This window comes from Mesorhizobium sp. M0998, assembly GCF_040318885.1.
Lineage (GTDB): Bacteria > Pseudomonadota > Alphaproteobacteria > Rhizobiales > Rhizobiaceae > Mesorhizobium.
Window position 1 is genome coordinate 41,353 of the sequence record NZ_JAMYND010000023.1, and the last position, 21,945, is coordinate 63,297.

The following is a 21,945-nucleotide window of genomic DNA, read 5'->3' on the forward strand; positions in this document are numbered from 1 at the left end:
ATCTTCTTTCCAACTGCAAACGGCTGGAAAAGACGGTAGGTTGCCGTCTTCCAGGGCGGTTGCTCATTCTGGCAACGGAGCATCTGACATGAGCAAGCACAAGATCGTGGCATCGGACGATGCATCGTCCCGCCTGCGCCCGCCTTATGCCTCGGTTCTCGACCTGATCGGGCAGACGCCGGTCGTCGAGCTGACCAAATTCGACATCGGCAAGTGCCGGCTGTTCATCAAGCTCGAAAGCCAGAATCCCGGCGGCTCGATCAAGGACCGCATCGCGCTGTCGATGATTGCCGCCGCCGAAAAACAGGGCAAACTGAAGCGCGGCGGGACGATTGTGGAGGCGACCGCCGGCAACACCGGTCTTGGTCTCGCCCAGGTCGGCATCCCCAAGGGCTACCGCATCATCCTGGTCGTCCCCGACAAGATGTCGCGCGAAAAGATCCAGCATTTGCGGGCGCTCGGCGCGGAGGTGCGGATGACGCGTTCCGATGTCGGCAAGGGTCATGCCGAATATTATCAGGACATGGCCGAAAAGATCGCCGCCGAGCTGCCCGGCGCCTTCTATGCCAACCAGTTTGCCAACCCGGCCAATCCGCTGGCTCATGAAACCACGACCGGACCGGAAATCTTCCAACAGCTCGAAGGCGACGTCGATGCGGTTGTCGTCGGCGTCGGCTCCGGCGGCACGCTGACCGGGCTCGGCCGCTACTTTGCGAAAGTCTCGCCAAAGACCGAGATGATTTTGGCCGATCCGGTCGGCTCGGTGCTGGCGCCGTTGATCAAGACCGGCAAGATGATAGAGGCCGGGAGCTGGACCGTCGAAGGCATCGGCGAGGATTTCGTCCCGCCCAATGCCGATCTGTCGCTGGTCAGGAAGGCCTATTCCATCCCCGACAAGCAGAGCATGCTGGCGGTGCGCGACCTGCTTTCGAAGGAAGGCATCCTCGCCGGCTCGTCGTCCGGCACGTTGCTTTCGGCAGCGCTCCGCTATTGCCGCGAGCAGACCGTGCCGAAGCGCGTCGTCACCTTCGTCTGCGACAGCGGCAACAAGTACCTGTCGAAAGTGTTCGACGACTTCTGGCTGGCCGAGCAGGGCCTTGCCGAGCAGGAGCAGCATGGTGATTTGCGCGATCTGGTGATGCGTTCGCACCGCACCGGTGACACCGTGTATGTCGGTCCGGACGAAAGCCTGCTCAACGCCTATGGCCGTATGCGCCGCTCGGACGTCTCGCAGCTGCCGGTGCTGGACGAGGGCAAGCTCGTCGGCATCATCGACGAAAGCGATATCCTCGCCAAGGTCGAAGGCCCCTATGACAGCCGCTGGGACCGCTTCAAGGCTCCGGTCAGTACGGCCATGACCTCTACCCTGCACACGCTGCAAGCCAGCCAGACGCTGGACGCGTTGCTGCCGGTGTTTGATCGCAACGAGGTCGCCATCGTCTTCGACGGCGACGAATTCATCGGGCTGATAACACGCATCGACCTGATCAACCATCTGAGGCGCGCCCGATGACCGTCAAAGCCACCGTATCGGGCAAAAACCGCCTCGCCTTTTCGACGCGCACCATCCATGGCGGCCAGAGCCACGACCCGACGACGGGCGCGGTGATGGTACCGATCTATGCCACTTCGACCTACGGTCAGCAGAGCCCGGGCGTGCACAAGGGCTTTGAATATGCCCGCAGCCAGAACCCGACCCGCTTCGCCTTCGAACGCGCTGTGGCCGATCTCGAAAGCGGCACAGCCGCCTTCGCCTTCGCTTCGGGGCTGGCGGCGATCGCCACTATTTTCGAACTGCTCGATTCCGGCACCCACATCGTCGCCACCGACGACATCTATGGCGGCACGTTTCGGCTGCTCGAGCGGGTGCGCAAGCGCTCCGCCAACCTCCAGGTCGACTTCGTTGACTTCACCGATCTTGCCGCGGTCGAGGCGGCGATCCGCCCGGAAACCAAAATGCTCTGGGTCGAGACGCCGACCAACCCGCTGCTGCGTGTCGTCGACCTCGAAGGCGTCGCAGCACTTGCCAGGCGCAAAGGCGTGCTCTCAGTCGCCGACAACACTTTCTGCAGCCCCTATCTGCAGCGGCCGCTGGAGCTCGGCATCGACATCGTGGTCCATTCGACGACAAAATACCTCAACGGCCATTCCGACATGGTCGGCGGCGTCGCCGTGGTCGGCGACAACAAGGATTTCGCCGACCGGCTGAAATTTCTGCAGAACGCCATCGGCGCCATTTCCGGGCCGTTCGACAGTTTCCTGGCGCTGCGCGGACTGAAGACGCTGGCGCTGAGGATGGAGCGTCATTCGTCGAACGGCCAGAAGATCGCGCACTGGCTGGAAAGCCGTCCCGACATCCGCCGTGTCATCTATCCCGGCCTGCCCAGCCACCCGCAGCACGCCATCGCCAGGCGGCAGATGCACGCCTTCGGCGGCATGATCACGGTCGAGCTCGACCGCGACCTCGCCGGCACCAAACGCTTCCTCGAACATACGCAACTGTTCACGCTGGCCGAAAGCCTCGGCGGCGTCGAAAGCCTGATCGAGCACCCGGCGCTGATGACGCACGGCTCGATCCCGGCGAAAAAACGCGCCGAGATCGGGATTTCGGATTCGCTGGTAAGGCTGTCGGCCGGGATCGAGGATGGCGACGATCTGATCGCGGATCTGGATCAGGCGCTGGCCAGTTGAGCCGGATAGCGAGACGTCGGCGGGACAGCGCCCCCCTCCGCCCTACCGGGCATCTCGGCCACGAGGGGGGAATTTGGCCGTCATCTTGCGCTTTCGCCAACCTCCAACGCTGAAACACGGACGGGACGGCGAAGCTGCCGTCTCCCCGCTTGTGGGGGAGATGTCCGGCAGGACAGAGGGGGCGTGAAGGATCACGAACGAGCGGCGCTTATTCTGCATCCATATCCATGTGTCTTACATTCTATTCCGTTGACCTTGGCGCCATCTGGCAGAATTGTAGCTTCCTGATCCACCTTGCTGCCTGGCTCCGGAAGCTATGAACAACCGACAACGCAACCAACCGACGGCAAGCGATACCCCGCTCACCTTCGCCATCCTGGTCTTCCCATGCTTTCCGATGATGGCGTTCAGCTCGGTGATCGAGCCGCTGCGCGCGGCGAACGTGCTGGCCAAGCGGGACTGGTACCGCTGGATCATCGTCGGCGCCGCCGAAGGCCCCGTCGAGGCCTCGAATGGCGTCGTCATTCAGCCCGGCTTTTCCGCCCATGACGCGCCGAAGGTCGATCGCATCGTCGTCTGCTCAGGCGGTGACGCCGATCATCTCGTCGCCGAGGATGCCGTGAGCTGGATCCGCAAAAGCCTGCGCGGCGGTGCCCATATCGGCGCGGTGGCGGATGCCGCCTTCTTCCTGGCTCGGGCCGGCCTGCTCGACGGTCATGCCTGCACCTTGCACTGGACCAGCCAGGCTGCCTTCACCGAAGCGTTTCCGGACATCGAGCTGAGGCGCGATCTCTATGTCATCGACCGCAAGCGCTTCACTTCGGCCGGTGGCGTCGGCAGCCTCGACATGATGCTGGAGATCATCACCGGCGATTATGGCGCCGAACTGGCCGCCGGCGTCGCCGAATGGTTTGTGCACAGCCCGCTACGCTCCAGCGTCGACCGCAAGCTGATGCCGCTCAGGCTGCGGACCGGCGTGCAGAACGAACTGGTGCTGTCGGCCATCGCCATCATGGAGGATGCGGTGGAGGAGCGGCTCGGCATGGCGGAACTGGCGGGGCGACTTGGTATCTCCTCCGATAAGCTCGAACGCAATTTCCGCTCCGAACTCAGTATCTCGCCCAACGGCTATTACCGCCGCCTGCGGCTGAAGCGTGCCGCCGACCTCCTGGCGCATTCGACGCTGATGGTGCGCGACGTGGCGCTGGCCTGCGGCTTCGCCTCGATGTCGAGTTTTGCGCGGGCGTTTCGGGAGGAGCATGGCCATGCGCCGAAGGTGATGCGGAGGCATTAGGTATTTCGGATGTTGGCGGGACAGCGCCCCCCTCTGTCCTGCCGGACATCTCCCCCACGAGGGGGGAGATTGGCAGCTTCGATGCTCCGCTCCTCCTGCGACGGTGGAAATTCACGAAAGCGGCGATGACGAGCCGATCTCCCCCCTTGAGGGGGAGATGTCCGGCAGGACAGAGGGGGGCGCCGTAGAACGCTACGGAACGACTTCAAGCGGTATTTCGCACAACATCTGCGGTATCTCGCACAGCCTCTACGCGGCGCATGGCCCATCCTCGCCGCTTCCAGGAGGCACCCATGAGCATCGTCGTTTTTGACCCCGACAGCACCGAGGATGTCGACTTTAGGGATCGCATGCGCCATCCGGCGGCGGCGGATCCGGCCGGCGGCATGTGGCTGTCGGACACCGAGCCGTCCTTCATCGACGCCGACGCGCTGCGCAAGGGCCGGCTTGCCAGGCTGCGCGCCTGGATGCGCGAGGCCGGCTATGGCGGCGTCGTTTTGTTCGACCCCTACAACCAGCGCTACGCCACCGGCTCGCGCAACATGTTCGGCTATTTCCTGCGCAACTCGACGCGCTACTTCTTCATCCCCACCGAAGGGCCGATCGTGTTGTTCGAATATCCGCAGAGCTACCATGTCTCGATGGTGCTCGACACGATCGACGAGGCGCGTCCGTCCAAGCTGGTCTGGTCATCGGTGTCGGGCCGCGACGACGAGACCGCCGGCCCGTTCGCCGATGAGATCGCCGAATTGCTCAAGGCGCATGGCGGCGGCTCGATGAAGCTCGGCCTTGACCGCTGCAGCCATCTGCAGGCACTGGCGCTGGAAAAGCGCGGCTGCGAGGTGCGGGATTGCCAGGGCGAGATTTTGGCGGTGCGCGCGGTCAAGACGCCCGAGGAAGTAAAATGCCTGCAGGTGTCGATGGCTGGCGCCGAGGCCGCCGTCTATGCCGTGCGCGAGGCGATCAAGCCCGGCGTTTCCGAAAACGACCTGTTCGCCATCATGTATGGCGAGGTGATCCGGCAAGGCGGCGAGTTCATCGAAACCCGGCTGCTGACCTCGGGCCAGCGCACCAATCCGTGGTTCAACGAGGCGAGCGGCCGCAAGATCAGGCCGGGCGAACTCTTGGCGCTCGATACCGACACGATCGGCTGCTACGGCTATTATTCGGATTTCTCGCGTACCTTCCGCTGCGGCCCGGGCAGGCCGACGGATTACCAGAAGTCGCTCTACAAGATGGCGCACGACCAGGTTCAGCACAATATCGGGGTCGTCAAGCCGGGCATGGCATTTCGCGAGATTGCCGAAAAGGCCTGGAAGATACCGGACCGCTTCGTCGACCAGCGCTATACCTCGGTCATGCACGGCGTCGGCATGCATGGCGAGACGCCGTTCATCGCGCATGCCATGGACTACGAGACCTATGGCCGCGACGGTGTCATCGTGCCCGGCATGGTGGTCAGCGTCGAAAGCTATATCGGCGAGAAGGGCGGCCGTGAGGGCGTCAAGCTGGAGGACGAGATCCTGATCACCGAGACCGGCACCGAGCTTCTGTCGCGCTTCCCTTATGAGGACGAGTTCCTTGACAGGCAGGTTTGAGTGCTGACAGGCAGTTTTGCATGAAAAGCCCGATCTCGATCAAGCGCGGCAAGGTGGCGGCGGTGTTTATCGATCTCCAGGAGGAGCATCGGCGGGACAAGCGCTATCTGGTCGAAGGCTATGGCGATATCCTCGCCAACGTCCAGCGGCTGCAGACAGCAGCACGAGCCAATCATGTGCCTTTGTATCACTGGGCCTATATCGTCGATCTCGCCACGGCGCGGCCGTTCCACCCGGTCGAGGCCAGCGGCAAGTCGGCATTTTCCGACAAGGACGATCCGCTGACTGCCATCTGCGCGGAAGTAGGCCCGGCGCCAGGCGAGATGATGCTGGTCAAGACCGATGCCAGCGCCTTCCGCGCGGGGCCTGCCGCCGAACGGTTGAAGGCCGATGGCATCGAGTGGCTGGTCGTTGCCGGCGTCTGGACCGAGGCCTGCATCGATGCCACCGTCAAGGATGCGGTGGCGCTCGGGTTTCGAGTGCTGCTGGTCAAGGATGCCTGCGGCAGTGGCAGCACGGCGATGCACCAGACGGCCATCCTCAACCTTGCCAACCGGCTCTATGGCGGTGCCGTCACCACCACCGACGGCGCCTGCCGGCTGCTGACAGGCGAGACGGTCGAAGCCTGGCAGGTCGAGGGCTCGGTGCCGCTGCGCTTTAGCTATGAAAATGCTGCCCGGCTCTACGCCGAACTCTGAGCGGGATCGCGCAGCGATGATCACCGAGGCCGAGCGACCCGGAACGAGAGGGCGCGGAAAATACCAGACGCTGCTCGATCCGGAGCTGTGGGCCTATATCGATCGGGTCAACGAGTGGTATCCGCCCGAAATCGTCTACATGCCGATCGACAGGCAGCGGGCGGTCTATGATGCCATGTGCCGGACGTTTCGCGAGCCCTATCCACCTGGTGTCAAGGCCAGCGACAGCGCGGTTCCTGCCGGCGACCGTGCGATCCCGGTCCGACGTTACCAGATGGCGGGCACGGCGCCGCAGGCGATGGTTGTCTATTATCACGGCGGCGGCTTCGTCCTTGGCGGGCTCGACAGCCATGACGACATCTGCGCCGAGATATGCGCCGGCACCGGCTTTGCCGTGCTGTCCGCCGATTACCGGCTGGCGCCCGAGCATCTGCATCCGGCCGCCTTCGACGATGCGCTGGCCGTATTCGAATGGGCGACGGCGACGGCCGGCCTGCCGATAGTGCTCTGCGGCGAAAGCGCCGGCGGCAATCTGGCCGCTGCGGTGGCACTGGCGACACACCGCCATCCTCGCCATGCGATCGGCCAGGTGCTGATCTATCCCGAGCTCGGCGGCCCGGAACCAGTTGGCAAAGAGAGCGCCGGCTCCTGTGTCGAGCACGCCGAAGCGCCGCTGCTGACGTTGCGCGATATCGAATTCTATCGCAACGTGCGCTCCGCAAAGGCACAGTCGCCCGACGGTCCGACCTTTTCGCCGCTCCGAGGCAGCAATTTCTCCGGCCTGCCGCCGACCTTCATCATCACAGCCGAGTGCGATCCGCTGTCCTCCGACGGCGGGGCCTATCGCGACCGCATCCTCGCCGCCGGCGGCCGCGCCTGGTGGCGCGAGGAGCCGCGACTGGTGCACAGTTTCCTGCGCGCCCGCAAAACCGTTCCGCGCGCCGGTGAAGCCTTCGCCCGCATCATTGCGGCCATCGCCGCGCTTGGCAAAGGCGACTGGCCTTACTGAGGTTGCGAAGGCCCCTCATCCGGCCGCTTCGCGTCCACCTTCTCCCCGCTGGCGAGAAGAGCCGGGCATCAACGCAGGCGACCTCCTCTCCCCCGGGGGTCCCCCGGGGGAGAGGTCGGATTGCCCCGAACTGCCCTTCGCAATTCGGTTGGCGATCCGGGTGAGGGGGACTTTCCGCTTGCGGAACAGCGCACAAGAACTGCGGAAGTCCGAACACTCCCGCACGGGCGCTCGCCCTATCATCCCCGAGGCAATGGCGCTCCGGCGATCGCATCCGTCCCCCGCGTTTGGCGATCGGCAGAGGTGCCCAACAACAGGGGAATGACGACAATGAAGTTCATGCTGACCGATCGAAAACTGCATCCGCAGGCCGAGCCCGTCGCCGATGGCTTCAAGAAAGGCCAGATGAACCGCCGCGAATATCTCGCCACCATGGCTGCGCTCGGTATCAGCGCTGCCGGCGCGCTGGCGCTTGGCGGGCTTGCTCCGTCACCGGCCAGGGCCGAGGAGGCGAAGCGCGGCGGCGTCTTGCGCGTTGCCATGAACGTCAAGGGCTGGAAGGATCCGCGCACCTTCGACGGCGTCGAGATGTCCAACGTCGCCCGCCAGTGCAACGAATATTTGGTGCGCTGGAAGCGCGACTTCACCTTCGAGCCATGGCTGCTCGAGAGCTGGGAGACCAGCGACGACGCCCGCGTCCTGACGCTGCATGTCCGCAAGGGCATCACCTGGTCGAACGGCGACACCTTCAACGCCGACGACGTGATCCACAATCTGACGCGCTGGTGTGATGCGTCCGTCGCCGGCAATTCAGTCGCCGCGCGCATGGGCGCGCTGGTCAACGCCGATACCAAGAAGCCCGTCGACGGCGGCATCGAGCGCGTCGACGACGTCACCGTGCGGCTCAATTTGCCGAAGCCCGACATTTCGCTGATCGCCGGCATGGCCGACTACCCGGCGCTGATCATGCACCGCAGCTATGAAGGCGACGGCGATCCGCTGAAGGCATTGGCGATCACCACCGGGCCTTGCGAACTCGTGGCATGGGACGCCGAGGTCGGCGCCGAAGTCCGCCGCAAAGACAAGCCATGGTGGAAGGGCGAGTTCTACCTCGACGGCATCAAATGGGTGGACTACGGCTCCGACCCCAATGCGATGCTGTCGGCCTTCGAATCGGGCGAGATCGACACCGATCACGAAACCGCCTCCGACACGGTTGCGCAGACCGACTCCATGGGCCTGAGCAATTCGGAAATCGCCACCGGCTCGACCATCGTCGCGCGGTTCAATATCGGCAATCCGCCCTATGACGACATCAAGGTGCGCCGCGCCGCCCAGCTCGCCGTCGACAACGCCGCCGTGCTGAAGATCGGCATGGACAACCGCGGCAAGCCTGCCGAGAACCATCATGTCGGGCCGATGCATCCCGAATATGCCGATATCGGCCCGGCCGTCCGCAACATTGATCAAGCCAAGGCCCTGCTCGCCGAGGCCGGCAAGGCCGACCACGAATACGAACTCATCTCGGTCGACGTGGACTGGCAGAAGAGCTCCGGCGACGCCATCGCTGCGCAGATGCGCGAGGCCGGGCTGAAGATCAAGCGCACCGTGCTGCCGGCCGCGACCTTCTGGAACGACTGGAGCAAATATCCTTTCTCCTGCACGGAATGGCTCGGCCGGCCGCTCGGCGTCCAGGTGCTGGCGCTCGCTTATAAGTCTGGCGCCGCGTGGAACGAGACCGCCTACGCCGATCCGGAATTCGACAGTCTGCTCGACAAGGCGCTGGCGATGCCCGATCCCGGCGCCCGCAAGGAGCTCATGGCCAAGATCGAACAGAATCTGCGCGATTCCGGCGTCATCATCCAGCCCTACTGGCGCTCGGTCTACCGCACCTACCGCAAGGGCGTGCATGGCTGCGAGCAGCACCAATCGCTCGAGCAGCATTTCGAGAAGGTCTGGCTCGAGGCGTAGCCTTGCAGACGACCAATTGTCGGGGCCAGCGCCGCTCTTTCTTCCTTCTCCCCTTGTGGGAGAAGGTGGATTGGCGCGCAGCGCCAAGACGGTTGAGGGGTGCGGACGGAGTGCCGTCAGTATCAAGCTGGAACACCCCTCATCCACCTTCTCCCACAAGGGGAGAAGGAAGAGCCACGCCACGCCTTGAAATCTCCAATCCAAGCCGCACGGTCTCCCGCACCAGCAGGTCCAGATCGTCGCGCCGGGTGCGGTGGTTGTTGATCGCCACCCTGAGGCTATGCTGGCCATGCACCGTCGTGTCGGAAATGGCGGCGATGCCTTCTTCCTGCAGCCTCAGCATGATCTCGGTATTGAGCGCTTTCAGGCGCTCCCCGCCCAGTCCGTCCGCGCGGTAGCGAAAGCACACGATGTTGATGCTCACCGGCGCCGCCAGTGCGAGTGCCGGTTCGGCCGCGATCAGCGCGCCGAGATAATGCCCTTGCGCGATGTTCTGGTCGATCAGCCGGCTCCCAAAATCGCGCAAGCTGTGTGCGCTGCTCGCCTATCTGGCGCTGGCGCCGCATCCGGTCGGCCGCAGCCGCCTCTGCGAGCTTTTGTGGGATGTGCCGCCCCCACTGCGCCCCTATTTGGCACTCCGCAGCGTTGAAAAGTCGGGCAAAGGGGCGCGTTTCTTTCGGCCCTCGCAACGGTTGGCTGGGTTCGAAAAAATACTACAATAGATCGCGATTAGGGCGATCGTATAAGATGTGCTATCGTCGCGCCTTTTTTGTAGAGCTGGCGCAAAATTCACAACAACATAGAATATTGCTTGTACTAACTCGGCTTAATGAGAACAAAACTAAGGAAGCATTCCGGAATCTTGCTGCTGGTCACATTTCAGTATCTGCTAAGATAGCCCGTGCTGATTCCGAATTATTAAGCATTTGCAAAATTCAATCCTGCGATATTGGGATTTGTCCTTGTCATAGGCTGACACGGATGCATTTCTTGGAAGCACAGCCGCGTCAGCGGATCGTTGAAACATGCTTGGGCGGACGGGGCACTAAGCATGGAGAGGAATATTGACACTCGCTAATGCGGCGGCCCCGGCCGGGAGCGTTCGACCCGACGCAAGAGACTACGGCAACCGTCGGCTAAGTCGTCGAATGCATCGCCCACAGCCTGGCTCTCGTTTGATGGCCGGCGAAGCTTTGCCCTCCTCCGATTGGCGCCAGCCTTCGCGGCAAAAGCGGGGATCGCCGCCTGCAATGGCCTTCCGATATGGACGATGTCCGCCGCCAGCCAGTCGGAGGAATGAATCATGAAATTCGTAATCTATGCGACCTTGGCCACTGCTTTGATGGCGATCGCCGGTTGTACCACCGACGACTACGGCGGTTGTCGCGGAAAGGGCTGCCTGGCTGATCGGCCCCATAAAGGTGGCCGACAGATTGACTATCGGCCGCAGTTCGACAGGAACGGCAATCCCAACTTCGATACCAGGGGCCGTTACATCGGCTGCCATGGGCTCGGATGTAAAGTCGACGATCCTGATGACGGGGATCAAAGTATCGACGACAGACCGCAGTACGACAGAGAAGGCAATCCCAACTTCGATACGCAAGGCAACTACCAAGGCTGCCGCGGCATCGGCTGCGAGGTCGATACACCGGACGATGACAATTCATCCGACGATGACGATTCCGATTAACGGACTCGGGGGCGCGAACAAGGAGGAAGCCAATCATGTCTGAATTCAGCGGCCTGGTCCGGCGACATGCCAAAATCGTTATGGTCGGCCTTGCGGGGTTGGGAATGGCGCTGACGTCCGCTTTCGCTGCGAATAACGCCTGTGACGGTATAAAGGTCGAAGTGACGAAGGCGCGCAAGCAGGAATATGCCCCTCTCGTCGTCTCGGCGATGACCAATAAGTTCAAGCCCGCTCAGGCAAAGTTCTTCACGATCATGGAGAGCGGCAGCTGGAGCGCCGCCTACGTCTCCACGCCGGTGAGCGACGACGGCGTGATGTTCTTCCAGACAGTCGACGGAAAGAAGCAGTTTCGCGACGTGTGGGGCGGCTATGCCGAGCCGTCGGAAAAACCTGAACTGGTATCCTGGGCGAAGAAGCTCGGAGCGCCGCAAGACCTGGCAAAGTGTTTTGCCGAGGAAGTTACGGAACGACGGTGATGATCGCTGGAAATTGCCGCTGACCGTTGGTGCAGGGGGAGAATGATTGGTGAGCGCTCCGGGGCGCCGGGGCTCTGAGATCGACTCCAATCATCAGCTGCAGGATGTGCAAAATGCAAACCGTTCGAAAATCCAGACTGATAATGCAGCTCGCCCGTGCATTGGCAACTTCAGTGAAAATGACGGCTGTTGTGAGTGTAGCTGTCCCGCACACGATCAATGTTGCGTATGCCAGCAAATATGATCTGCCGAAACCCTATGTTTCCCGGGCTCTTAACGCGGTTCTGATACCGATCAATCACGCCTCTCGGCACCGCTACCAGATCCCGCCCAAGCTTCGCGGCGTGTATGTCCTGGCCGTTGCACCCCACGGTGTTGCCGCGCGGCAAGGCATCCGACCGGGTGACGTGCTTGCCACAGTGCGGCATCAGCCGATTTCGACGCCGCGCGATGTCGATAGGTTCGTTTGGGCCGCCCTTGCCGCGAGTGCCACCAGTTTCCTGTTTGGCGTGAACCGCGGGACAGAAGTCACAGACGTCGTCGAGGTCAACACCAACATCACCGTCAACAACTTCAACACCAACATCTCGGTCAACAATATCTCCCAATGGACGAGCGTCGACAATCGAGAGGAATGGACGCAGATCGTCGATGAGTATGACGAGGAGATGGAGACGGGCCTCAATGACACAAGCTATCGCGGGGACGACTCGCAGCCTGGGGACGCCAGTCAGGACGCAGAAACGTCTCCTCCCGATGCCGATGACAAAAGTTCCGATGATCAGGACGATCCGAGCGATCAGAACGACGACACTGACGACGATAGTACGGATAACGATGCGTCGGATGACAGCACTGACAACAATAGTTCCGACGATCAGGACGATTCGAGCGATCAGAATGACGATGCAGACCCAACGGACGGTGGTGATGGCGACAACAACACCGACACTGACGACATCAGCTCGGATGACGATGCGACGGATGACAGTACCGACGACGCTGCCGGATCGAACGACGACGATGCCAACTAGCAGCCGACCGGGCCGGCAGTTCTAAACAGAGGTCAACCGATGAAAACCGCGACGCTGACCATTGCCATGGTCCTGGCCATGCCGGCTTTCGTTTTTGCCCAGGACAAGTGCTACGACGCCGCCAAGGATCAGGCCGCCGCGAACGAGTGCGCCGATGCCGCGTCCAAGAAATCCGACAACAAGCTCAACGAGCTTTACAAGCAGATTGAAACCCGCGTGAAGGATGATGTGGATACCAAGACGCTTTTTGTTCAAGCACAGCGCGATTGGGTCAAATTTCGCGACGCGGAGTGCAGTTTCCAGACCGTGGGAGCGGCCGGAGGAAGTGTAATGCCAATGCTCGTCGCGCAGTGCATGGACAGCCTGACGCAATCCCGTGTCAAAGACTTCGAGGATTACCTGAAATGCCAGGAAGGCGATCCGAGCTGCCCCGTTCCGGCAGCGAACATATCACATGCCGCACCTGCGGTGGCCGAAGAGACCGTCCCTGTCCAGGCTGCCGGCCCGATACTTATTCCATTGCAACACGTCAGGGAATACGGAACCGACGGTGGTTGTCACAAACTCGGGATCATGGTGGGCATCAATAGTGCCAAGCCTCGTCTGTTCGAATTCGACACCGGGTCGGATGAGTTCAACGCGGAGATCGATTCGAGCGTCCCTGGCGTAAAGCCGGTGCCCGGCAGCAAGCCCGCAATGTACGCCTATGGTGACGGCACCTATGGCGATTGGGTACAACAGGTACGGTTCGACAGCCTGTCTTTTTACGATCCGGATGATGCGTGGGAGCCTGTCGTAACCTTCGACGGCGGCTTTAGCGCTGCTCGGGTGGTGGATTACGTCTACACCAAGGGTTTCGGCGACCTCGAGGATGTGAAATTGATGCAGAAGCCCGTTGGTCAATACGGCGATACGCCAGTCTATGCGGATCTTAATGCGCGCGAGAGAATGCAGAAAGGCGAACCCGGTGGTTCGACGACGTTTTACGGCATCTTTGGAGCCGCCGATTTTATCTTTCCAGGAGACCAGACCAGTGCCCCCGGCGGTCAAACCCGAAGCGGCTATGTGGTCTCTGCCAATGCAAATCTTGGAAAAAGGAAGACGACACCGGGCTGCGGTCCGTGCCTGACGCTGAATTTGTCCCCCAGTCTGAGATCCCAGTTTACGGCCCTGACGCCGTGGGGCGAAGGGGATTTTCAGGCTTACCAGAGACGATTCCCGCGATCAGGCGCGAATGCATCCAATGAGTACGAAGGGTCTTACCGTTATACGATTTCTTTTGACCATAAGGGAAAGAAGCAATCGGTTGATTTCAGCGGACCCGTCTTATTGGATACAGGAACAGCGACATTTGTTCATATTACGAATGAAGATACTTTAAATAAGCTAAAGTCGAAAGGTTTTAAAATTGATAAATACAGTTCTGGCATAATAAACTTCAAGTTTTTTGGATTTGACGATAGTTTCAACAACAGGGAATACAGCGATGTCGTTATCGATCGCCAAAGCGATGAGGAGAGAGGCCATGGAATTTGGGTCGGCCTACCCTTCTTTCAGTCCAATTCCGTGATGTATGATCTGGAGAACAAAACAACCGCCTATTCACCCTATTTTGTCAGCGCTGCCGACTTTACGACAGACGCGGCTGTCAAGGATCAAGTGCAGCTCAACCGAGTGAACGGCGAAATGGGCAGCGACGGATGGCTCGGATTGGCCGGGAACATCTTCGGCGCCGGCGACTTCACGATCGAGAAGGACGCGGACGTGCGCATGACCGGGGCCAATACCTACACGGGCACAACCCACATCGCGGCCGATGGCTATCTTACTCTGGCCGGGCCGGGCAGCATCGAGCATTCCTCGCGCGTCATAGTCGACGGTGTGCTCAACATCGATCAGAAAGGAAACCACCTGAAGCCCTGGGGAGTGGCGCACTCCCTGAACGATACGGCCATTCGCAACCTTGGCGGTAAAGGCGAGGTCTATCTGGGCGCGGGCAGACTGATCCTGACAGCAGCCGACGGGCAATTTGATGGAACCATCGCGGACTTTGATGACGCCGGCGACAGCGGCGGCCTCGTTGTTGCCGGTGGCAAGCTGACGCTGAGCGGCAAGAACAAATATTCGGGCATGACGGAAGTGGTGGCGGGAGCGGAGTTGCACGTGACCGGCTCTTTGACCGGTGACGTTTCCGTCTCGGGACTGCTTGTCGTTGACGGAGAGGTCTCCGGCGAAGTCATGGTCAAGGAGGGCGGCACGCTGACCGGCTCAGGAAAGGTCGGCAACGTCACGGTCGCCGAAGGTGGCAAAGCTGATCCAATGAAAACCAGATAATCGGGCCATGGGCCGATCGTGGCAATAACGGACAGCTGACGAGAACATAGGGCAGGGCTGAGCAACTTAAGAGCTTGACTGCAATCGGAAAGGGAAATCGATGAAAATAGCGATATTGACTGCTGCCGTGGTTCTGGCTGCGCCGACATTCGCCCTTGCCAAGGACAAGTGCGCCGATGCCAAGGATCAGGCCACCATGAATCAGTGCTTCGGTGCCGAGTTCCAGAAATCCGACAAGAAGCTCAATGAGCTTTACAAGCAGATCGAAGCCCGCCTGAAGGACGATGCGGATACCAAGAAGCTTCTTGTTCAGGCACAGCGGGATTGGGGCAAGTTTCGCGACGCGGAGTGCAGTTTTCAGACTGCTGGATCGGCCGGAGGAAGCGTAATACCGATGCTCATCGCGCAATGCATGGACGGCCTGACGCAATCCCGTGTCAAAGCCTTCGAGGGTTACCTGAATTGCAAGGAAGGCGATCTGAGTTGCCCCGTTCCGGCCGCGAACTGACACGTGCTGCAACTTATTTGATCATGATGAAGCCGGCGGCGAGCATGACGTCGCTGCCAGATATGAACAATGCGAGGGACATCATCACTGCGTGGGGACTTGAAGGAGGTGGATTGTGAAACGCTGCGGATCATCGCTCGCAATGGCGATTGCGGCATCTGTGCTGCTGGCATCTGCCGTGCCGGCAACAGCCCAGGATGACATGGGCTTCGACGTCAACGTCACGCTGTCCAAGAAAGCAGCCGCCAAGCTCGCGGCTGAAAAGGAGGGAATCGTCGTCTTCGCCTCCTATTACGGCGACCCAAAGCCGAGCGCCGCGAAGCACGCCAACGAAGTCGGCCTGATCGATCTCACACCGCACGACGAAGAGGTGGAGATACCGGGCACAGGCGGCCACGCCCGCATCAGCGGCGCCAAGGTCGACGCAAAGCGTCTCGACTGGCTTGCCGGCCCTCCCGATGTCAACGTCAACGTTGCGTCGGCGCGCAAGAGCAGCTCGGTCAATCTGCTCGGCTGCGATTTCATCGACGGTCCACTCAGCAACGTCCAAAGGGCGCCCGTGACGCTTCATTGCGGATTGATCGAAGAACATGTGGACACGAAGTTGAAGCCATAAGGCTCGCAAAAGTCATGCGCGTCCCCGGCGCCAACGGATCGGCGGCACGACCTGACCTACTTCAGGGAGGAGATATTCATGCGCCCACTGTTCGCTATCTGTGTCTGCCTGGCTATCATGTCCTTGTCTGCAGCCGCCCATGCCGAGCGCCGTTGTGGCTGGTACTCCAGCCCGACCCCCGGCAACCTCGTCCTGACCGACAGTGACGGGGATTGGTGGATCCAGATGCAGGGACGCCCGGATCCCAAGGGCATCGACAATGTGCCGGCCTTTGACGAGCGGCAATTCGTCGAGACCAATGTGCCTGGTTCGGGTCACGGCTACGGATGTGCGTGCATGAACGTCGTAACCAACGCCAAGCAACAGAAGATCACCAGAGTGATCTCGGGCCAAATCCTTCCGCTGCTGCGCTGTCGCAACGACAGATCGCTGCCTAACCCGGACGGATAATTGTTGGATATCTTGTGGATACCATGGCTGACGGTAGGCAGCTTAGAGCATTGGATCAAGAAAAAGCCCGGCAAACCGGGCTTTTTCTTGGGTCTCTGAAACCGCATCAATCGGTTCGAAACGGGAATTTGGTGCCCAGAAGAGGACCGGCTTGTTCAGTCCTCTTAGGATAGAAAAATCAAGCGCTTAAGCCAGCGCCGTTGGTCGCTTTGTAGCGAGGTTTTGTATCACAAACAAGCCTGGCTTTATCCGCCTGGGGTTGGTGAAGTGGGTTTGCCCGTTGGATGATTGCTTGCAGCGCCGACCGGAGGCAGAGTTAGTCGTTCGAAATTGGGGACTATCAAATGGCTGTATTTCCGTCGTCGCCCGCAGTTCAAGAAGAAGTGGTCGCAACCGGTCTTCGCGAGCCTGGGGTTCGAATTGAGTACCAACCCGAGTTTCGAAGGACGAAGTTCAAATGCCCCCGGTGCGACGTGGTCGCCGCGCAATCTTGGGCGACCGTGTATCGAAAGGGGTTGAGAAAGACCGCGACAAGCTACGTGAAGACGGAGGAGGCCCTTAGCGATCTTGGCATTTCCACGTGCGAGGCATGCAACGCTAAGTGTCTGTGGTTCGAAAGCCAACTGGTCTTTCCGGCTCAGGTAAGCGCGTATCAGGTTCCAGCCGACTTGCCGCCGGAATTGCAGCGGGATTTCGAGGAGGCAGCATCCATCGCCGCTGCAAGCCCCAGAGCATCCGCAGCGCTGCTTCGAATGTGCGTCGAGGGCCTCTGCAAGACCATCACCGGTAAGGACAAGTTCGAGAGCGCCATGGAGGTGCTTGAGCAGCAGGGTATTCCTGACGAGATCATCATAGCCATGGACGTCGTCAGATTGACTGGCAACGAGGCTCTTCATGCCGGAAAGCTCTACGGTTCTGACGACGGCAAGACCGTTGCGATACTGTTTCGCTTGGCCAGCCTGATCGTCAATTGGGCTATCACCGAGAAGGCGGCACTCAAAGACCTCATCGACAAAATTCCGCCCGAGAAGCTGGAACACATCAAGGAGCGTCGTCAAAAGGTCGCCGCAAAAGCCGCACTGAAGACCTCCGAAGTAGCCTTTGAGGGCAGGCCCGAGGGTCGGAATTTCTGAGAAAAATCTGTCCGGCCCTCATCGGATAGCCAGAACGCGCGAACACCCCCCACCCCCCAACGGTTCCACGACCCGCAGCCGCCAAGAAATCCAGAGAGCGTCGCCTAATCCGCTGGCCTTTTGGGTACTGCTCCGGGCAGCTACCATCTTGGCTCCGGCTGATAAGCCATTTGAGCGATCACCTTCGTTGCGTCTCCGCGCCGTCGGTACTTGCCTATCAAGCCCTTCTCGTCCTCCTCCGAGACCGAATTTACGCGGCAGAGGTTCCACATTTTGTCCTTCGTCGGTGAGAGGCGGTATGTCCTGCCATTGACGCGGCAAAACCAGTGAGGAGATTTCTGGAGCTGCGTCCACTTGCAGTCTGCGCCTGACAGGAGCCGCTGTTCGCGAGCCATTCGGTCCTCTTCACGCAATCTCCTGTACCGTTCCTCCTGCTCTACCCGAAGCCGCTCCTCTTCCCGTTCTACGTGGTCTCTGAGTAGGCCGATGATAGCAGGAAGCTCGGTACCCTCGGCACTTTCCCTTTCGTAGAGCGCGAGACACCCAGGGCGCAGCTCCTCTTTTGGGTACGAGAAGTATTCCTCGTCCTCGAACGCTCTCAGCCGCTGGCTAACGTCTGTCGTCGTAACCTGTGGCCCCGGCATCTCGTTGATGAAATCGCGCAGAGCCTCGACTGGTATCCAACAGCCCAGGGCGGACTTGAGAAGGACCTCGCGTTGCCCGTCCCACTTCCTCCAGATCGAATTGCCCCGGTCAATGCGCCTAACGATCTCCTGCGCCAACCTGATCAGCGAATAGGGGTCGCGGATGTGGCGCAGGGATGGGCTCTTCACATAGGCAAAGAGGAGCTCCTTAACGTCCGAAATGCGTTCGTCTTCTCTCATCGCATCATCCTCCTCAGGCGCAGTCCTCCGATTATGCCCCTGCCGTGGCAGTGATTTGAACAGCCGCGTTCATCAAGTCTCCTTTGGGTGTGCTGCTGCCGAACCGGGTTGAGGCTGGTTCGATAAATGCCACTTGACGACCCTAAGCGAACCATCTATTAGCGAACCAGTCAAACCGAACCGGAGCGCGCGCTATGTCATTCATTCGAGCCTACCTCAGAGCCTCGACCAAGGAGCAGGACGCAGGGCGTGCGCGGGAGGACCTTGAAGCGTTCTGCCGGGAGCGAGGGCTGACCATCGCCGCCACCTACGAGGAGAACGAGAGCGGGGCTTCGCTGCACAGGCCAGAGCTGTTCCGGCTGCTCAGGGACAGCAAGCCCGGCGACATCCTGCTCACCGAACAGGTCGACCGCCTGAGCCGCCTGACGGACAAGGACTGGGACCAGCTCAAGCGCGAGATCACGGACCGAGAGGTCAAGGTCGTGGCGCTGGACTTGCCGACCTCGCACATGATGCTCAAAACCGAAGATGCCTTCACCGGGCGGATGTTCGACGCCATCAACGGGATGTTGCTCGACATGCTCGCCGCCATCGCCCGCAAGGACTATGACGACCGTCGCCGCAGGCAGGCTCAGGGCATCGCAAAGGCGAAGGCCGAGGGCCGCATGAAGGGCCGACCCGAGGATGCAGAGCGCAATGAGGCCATCTTGGAAATGCTGCGGAAGGGGCAGAGCTGGAACACCATCGTTCGGGCCACCAACTGTTCTCGGTCGACGCTGGCGAGGTTGGCGAAGCGCCTTGCACCTACGCCTGAACTTTCGACCAATCCCTGACGTTGAGTAATCGAGGCCGGGACGCATTCTCCGTTGTCCCGGTGGTGTGCCCTGCTGTAGACGCATGCCCGGCCGCTGATGCGGGGTGGCGATTTTGAAGGAACGTGATGTCGACGAACTGGGCGGCCAAGCGCGAGCGGAAGGCCGAAGTGAAGGGCCGGGCGAATGAGCCCAGCGCGATGTTTACCCGATGCCGGGTGGTCGGATGCAGCAGGCCGGCCCGTGCAGGCACAGGAGACGGCTTGGACACGCGGTTCTGCCGTTCCCATGCGGATCACTACGCGCGTCACGGGAGCCCCTACAAAGCGTCCTACGGCGCGCGGGAGATCAACCCGTACCGAAGCGCCGCCCAGGCATGGCTTGAGGCGAGCCAGAGCGACACCTACGTGGCCAATGCGGTCGACCGCGTGGCAACGCTTCTGCGGACCGCAGGGCCTCACATGGAGGCCTTTCGGCTGCGCGGGCTGTCTCCTCAAGATCGCGCCAAAGCGGCTTGGGCGAGGCTGCGGAAGGCCAACGTTGATCCGCGCCGGGTCGTTGCTGCATGGCTCGCCGTCGAGATGATCATAAGGGACGACCCACAGGCGGACCACAAAGCTGAGTTCAAGCAGGTGCAAGCCGCCAAGCTCGTCCACAGGATGGCCTCTGGCACGCACAAGCGATGGGGCGAGGGGCCGACCGCGAAGGAACTGCACGTGTACCCGAGGCCTCGTGGAAGGGCTGAGGCACATTGGGGAGGCGCTGGAGAAGGCTTGCGAGCTTCTTGTCGAGCATCGGCGCAAAGCCCTCCCCGCGACGAGCATAGGTTCAAAGTGATGGATGGAAATGCGACGGCGGCTATGAACGAAACCGCGACCAACGATAGCTCATTTGAACCCGCGCGGCTCCTGGCCGAGTTGGTGTCGGCGACTGAAGTTGAGCAACAACGCGTTCGACCGGCTGAACTGGCACTCGACGAAATAACGCTCATGCCGGAACTGTTCCAGCCTCGCGAGATCAGCGAGAAGCACATAGGTGACCTTGCTCGAACCATTCAGAATTTTGGCAAGGTTGAACCCGTGACCGTCCTGCCGGTCGGACCGAGGGCGGTTCTCGTTGACGGTCATCATCGAATTGAAGCGTACCGGCGGGTAGGAACCGTTGCCGGCATCCCTGTGCAGTACTTCCAAGGGACGCCGCAGGAAGCCGTGCTGGAGGCCGGAAGGGCAAACTCTCAGGTGAAGCTGCCGATGGCTTCGCGTGAGCGCCAGGACTACGCTTGGCGGCTCGTTCAACTCGATCAGCACAGCAAGGCCGAGATCGCCAAAGCGGCCGGTGTGTCAGTAGCGCAAGTCGGCAACATGCGGGCCGTTCGTAAGAGGCTCAGGCAAGATGCGTTCAACTATCCTTCGTGGTGGCGGGCTCGTGAGGCAGCAGAGGGGCCCGCTGAGGAGATGAGCGACCGTGACCGCGAGCAATGGAAAGAGGAACTGGCCCAGCGGTTCGCGGACCGTCTCGCCAAGGAGTTCTCAACCAGCATGGCCAAGCATCCGGAGGTCGCCGCGATGGCGTTGGCGACGTATTTCGGTCGCAAGTTGCCTGAGGTTGTCGCTGAATTGCGGGACTTCCTGCCGGAGGACGACGAGCAGAGTGAGTTCTAGCTAGCCTACGCCCTATCCAGTCCTTACGTGTCCATTTTGGATAGGCAAATTACGGGCTGTCGATCCATCGGCTGGAACCCCATAATCCGGCACGACAAGACGGCCAACGAAGCTAAGCTACCCGCATGGCGCGCTGGGAATAAGTTCCACCGCACGGCCGCTATTCTTCCGAGAAGAAGTCCTCGTCGAGCCGGTTGAACTCGATGGCGCGGCTCAAGCGAACGCCCACGCCGTGTTCGATCATAAGATCAGCGAGCGTCTGGCCGTCGATCAGGATTACCCGTTGCGACAGATGCTTCACGAAGTCACGCGCCTGAGGGCTGAAGCTAGAGGTCGTGACAAACACGCCCTTGGTTGCACCCAGACCGACAAGACTGCCGACAAACCCCTGCACATCGGGGCGACCGACCGTGTTGGTGGAGGCGTACCGTTTGGCCTGCACATACACCCTGTCCAGCCCAAGCCGGTCCTCGTTCACGACACCGTCGATCCCGCCATCGCCGGAGCGGCCAAGCTGCTCGGCAGCATTCTTATGAGACCCGCCATATCCCATGGCTACGAGAAGGTCGACGATCAGTTGCTCAAAGAACGCTGGACTGTTTTGCGCAATGCGTTCCAGCAGCTCGGCTCGCAACGCGAGCTGAACGGAGCGGAATGCTGCCTCGATCTGCTCTTCGGGTGTAGCGGCATCGGGCTCGGCATTTGGCGAGGGGTAGGACGCAGGTTCGTCATCAGCGCGTTCTGGTTTGTAGAACTCCCTGAACGATGTATTGGACATTAACATCGTCACGTCGATCCGCTGCGGATTTCCGGCCAGCAGCTCGCGCCCCGCGCTGGTGGCGATGAACCGTCCGCGACGAGGAGAGGTGATCAGGCCCGCCTTCGACATGTAGAACTTCGCCCAGTGAATGCGGTTGTGCAGGACGCGCTGGCGACCGCTGGGGAGCATTTCCTCCCGCTCTTCCTGCGTCAGTTCAAACTCATCGGCAATACGGTCAACTACGTCGACAACCCTCTTCTCGCCCTCGGCGGCAAGGCGTAGGACTGGAAGCATCAACGACTGATAATCGGGAATGGTCATGT

20 protein-coding genes are annotated in these 21,945 nt (G+C 60.8%); 17 read left to right on the top strand and 3 right to left on the bottom strand.

Annotated features, from left to right (window positions below; translation table 11 throughout):
* The first annotated feature begins 88 nt into the window (after positions 1-88).
* From NKH59_RS21280 to NKH59_RS21310, 7 genes are all read left to right on the top strand, one after another.
* Positions 89-1,513, top strand: a complete 1,425-nt coding sequence (locus NKH59_RS21280; RefSeq protein ID WP_352542812.1) for a pyridoxal-phosphate dependent enzyme — start codon at positions 89-91, stop codon at positions 1,511-1,513.
* On the top strand, positions 1,510-2,691 hold the full coding sequence (locus tag NKH59_RS21285) for a cystathionine gamma-synthase (RefSeq protein WP_353022945.1): 1,182 nt from the start codon (positions 1,510-1,512) through the stop codon (positions 2,689-2,691). Before NKH59_RS21280 ends, NKH59_RS21285 begins: the two co-directional genes overlap by 4 nt.
* A 316-nt stretch (positions 2,692-3,007) precedes the next feature.
* Complete coding sequence (locus tag NKH59_RS21290; protein WP_353022947.1) at positions 3,008-3,985, top strand: GlxA family transcriptional regulator; 978 nt, start codon at positions 3,008-3,010, stop codon at positions 3,983-3,985.
* Between the two features lie 293 nt (positions 3,986-4,278).
* On the top strand, positions 4,279-5,583 hold the full coding sequence (locus tag NKH59_RS21295) for a M24 family metallopeptidase (protein WP_352458178.1): 1,305 nt from the start codon (positions 4,279-4,281) through the stop codon (positions 5,581-5,583).
* 20 nt (positions 5,584-5,603) lie between these two features.
* Complete coding sequence (locus NKH59_RS21300; RefSeq protein ID WP_352458179.1) at positions 5,604-6,281, top strand: isochorismatase family protein; 678 nt, start codon at positions 5,604-5,606, stop codon at positions 6,279-6,281.
* 16 nt (positions 6,282-6,297) lie between these two features.
* A complete protein-coding gene (locus tag NKH59_RS21305; RefSeq protein WP_353022949.1) occupies positions 6,298-7,290 on the top strand; it encodes an alpha/beta hydrolase in 993 nt (330 codons plus the stop codon).
* Between the two features lie 330 nt (positions 7,291-7,620).
* The gene (locus tag NKH59_RS21310) at positions 7,621-9,261 is read left to right on the top strand and encodes an ABC transporter substrate-binding protein (protein ID WP_353022951.1); all 1,641 of its coding nucleotides are present in this window, start codon (positions 7,621-7,623) and stop codon (positions 9,259-9,261) included.
* A gap of 139 nt (positions 9,262-9,400) precedes the next feature.
* Here the strand turns inward: NKH59_RS21310 and NKH59_RS21315 are convergent, their stop codons facing one another.
* Positions 9,401-9,787, bottom strand: a complete 387-nt coding sequence (locus tag NKH59_RS21315) for a hypothetical protein (protein ID WP_352822486.1) — start codon at positions 9,785-9,787, stop codon at positions 9,401-9,403.
* 777 nt (positions 9,788-10,564) lie between these two features.
* On the opposite strand from NKH59_RS21315, the gene NKH59_RS21320 reads away from it, so the two are divergent.
* The 8 genes from NKH59_RS21320 to NKH59_RS21355 all read left to right on the top strand — a co-directional run bounded on the left by NKH59_RS21320 (position 10,565) and on the right by NKH59_RS21355 (position 17,505).
* The gene (locus NKH59_RS21320) at positions 10,565-10,954 is read left to right on the top strand and encodes a hypothetical protein (protein ID WP_352614715.1); all 390 of its coding nucleotides are present in this window, start codon (positions 10,565-10,567) and stop codon (positions 10,952-10,954) included.
* Between the two features lie 35 nt (positions 10,955-10,989).
* The gene (locus tag NKH59_RS21325; RefSeq protein WP_352473549.1) at positions 10,990-11,430 is read left to right on the top strand and encodes a hypothetical protein; all 441 of its coding nucleotides are present in this window, start codon (positions 10,990-10,992) and stop codon (positions 11,428-11,430) included.
* Between the two features lie 113 nt (positions 11,431-11,543).
* On the top strand, positions 11,544-12,464 hold the full coding sequence (locus tag NKH59_RS21330; RefSeq protein WP_352683976.1) for a Do family serine endopeptidase: 921 nt from the start codon (positions 11,544-11,546) through the stop codon (positions 12,462-12,464).
* Between the two features lie 39 nt (positions 12,465-12,503).
* The gene (locus tag NKH59_RS21335) at positions 12,504-14,798 is read left to right on the top strand and encodes a lysozyme inhibitor LprI family protein (protein WP_353022953.1); all 2,295 of its coding nucleotides are present in this window, start codon (positions 12,504-12,506) and stop codon (positions 14,796-14,798) included.
* 100 nt (positions 14,799-14,898) lie between these two features.
* Positions 14,899-15,306, top strand: coding sequence for a lysozyme inhibitor LprI family protein (locus NKH59_RS21340; protein ID WP_352473552.1), 408 nt, complete (start codon positions 14,899-14,901; stop codon positions 15,304-15,306).
* Between the two features lie 115 nt (positions 15,307-15,421).
* Complete coding sequence (locus tag NKH59_RS21345) at positions 15,422-15,922, top strand: hypothetical protein (RefSeq protein WP_352614725.1); 501 nt, start codon at positions 15,422-15,424, stop codon at positions 15,920-15,922.
* 78 nt (positions 15,923-16,000) lie between these two features.
* Positions 16,001-16,372 carry a DUF4087 domain-containing protein gene (locus NKH59_RS21350; protein WP_352473554.1) on the top strand — a complete coding sequence of 124 codons (372 nt, stop codon included), beginning with the start codon at positions 16,001-16,003 and terminating at the stop codon, positions 16,370-16,372.
* A gap of 344 nt (positions 16,373-16,716) precedes the next feature.
* Complete coding sequence (locus tag NKH59_RS21355; protein WP_353022954.1) at positions 16,717-17,505, top strand: DUF4145 domain-containing protein; 789 nt, start codon at positions 16,717-16,719, stop codon at positions 17,503-17,505.
* Between the two features lie 140 nt (positions 17,506-17,645).
* Here NKH59_RS21355 and NKH59_RS21360 read toward each other — a convergent pair whose 3' ends face one another.
* Positions 17,646-18,389 carry a hypothetical protein gene (locus NKH59_RS21360; RefSeq protein WP_353022955.1) on the bottom strand — a complete coding sequence of 248 codons (744 nt, stop codon included), beginning with the start codon at positions 18,387-18,389 and terminating at the stop codon, positions 17,646-17,648.
* Between the two features lie 194 nt (positions 18,390-18,583).
* Between NKH59_RS21360 and NKH59_RS21365 the strand changes: the two genes are divergently transcribed.
* Positions 18,584-19,222, top strand: a complete 639-nt coding sequence (locus NKH59_RS21365) for a recombinase family protein (RefSeq protein WP_353022957.1) — start codon at positions 18,584-18,586, stop codon at positions 19,220-19,222.
* Positions 19,223-19,464: 242 nt separating this feature from the next.
* Positions 19,465-20,862: a ParB/RepB/Spo0J family partition protein gene (locus NKH59_RS21370; RefSeq protein WP_353022959.1), complete on the top strand. Its 1,398-nt coding sequence runs from the start codon at positions 19,465-19,467 to the stop codon at positions 20,860-20,862.
* A 160-nt stretch (positions 20,863-21,022) separates the two neighbouring features.
* Here the strand turns inward: NKH59_RS21370 and NKH59_RS21375 are convergent, their stop codons facing one another.
* On the bottom strand, positions 21,023-21,943 hold the full coding sequence (locus NKH59_RS21375) for a restriction endonuclease (RefSeq protein ID WP_353022960.1): 921 nt from the start codon (positions 21,941-21,943) through the stop codon (positions 21,023-21,025).
* Between the last annotated feature and the right edge of the window lie 2 nt (positions 21,944-21,945).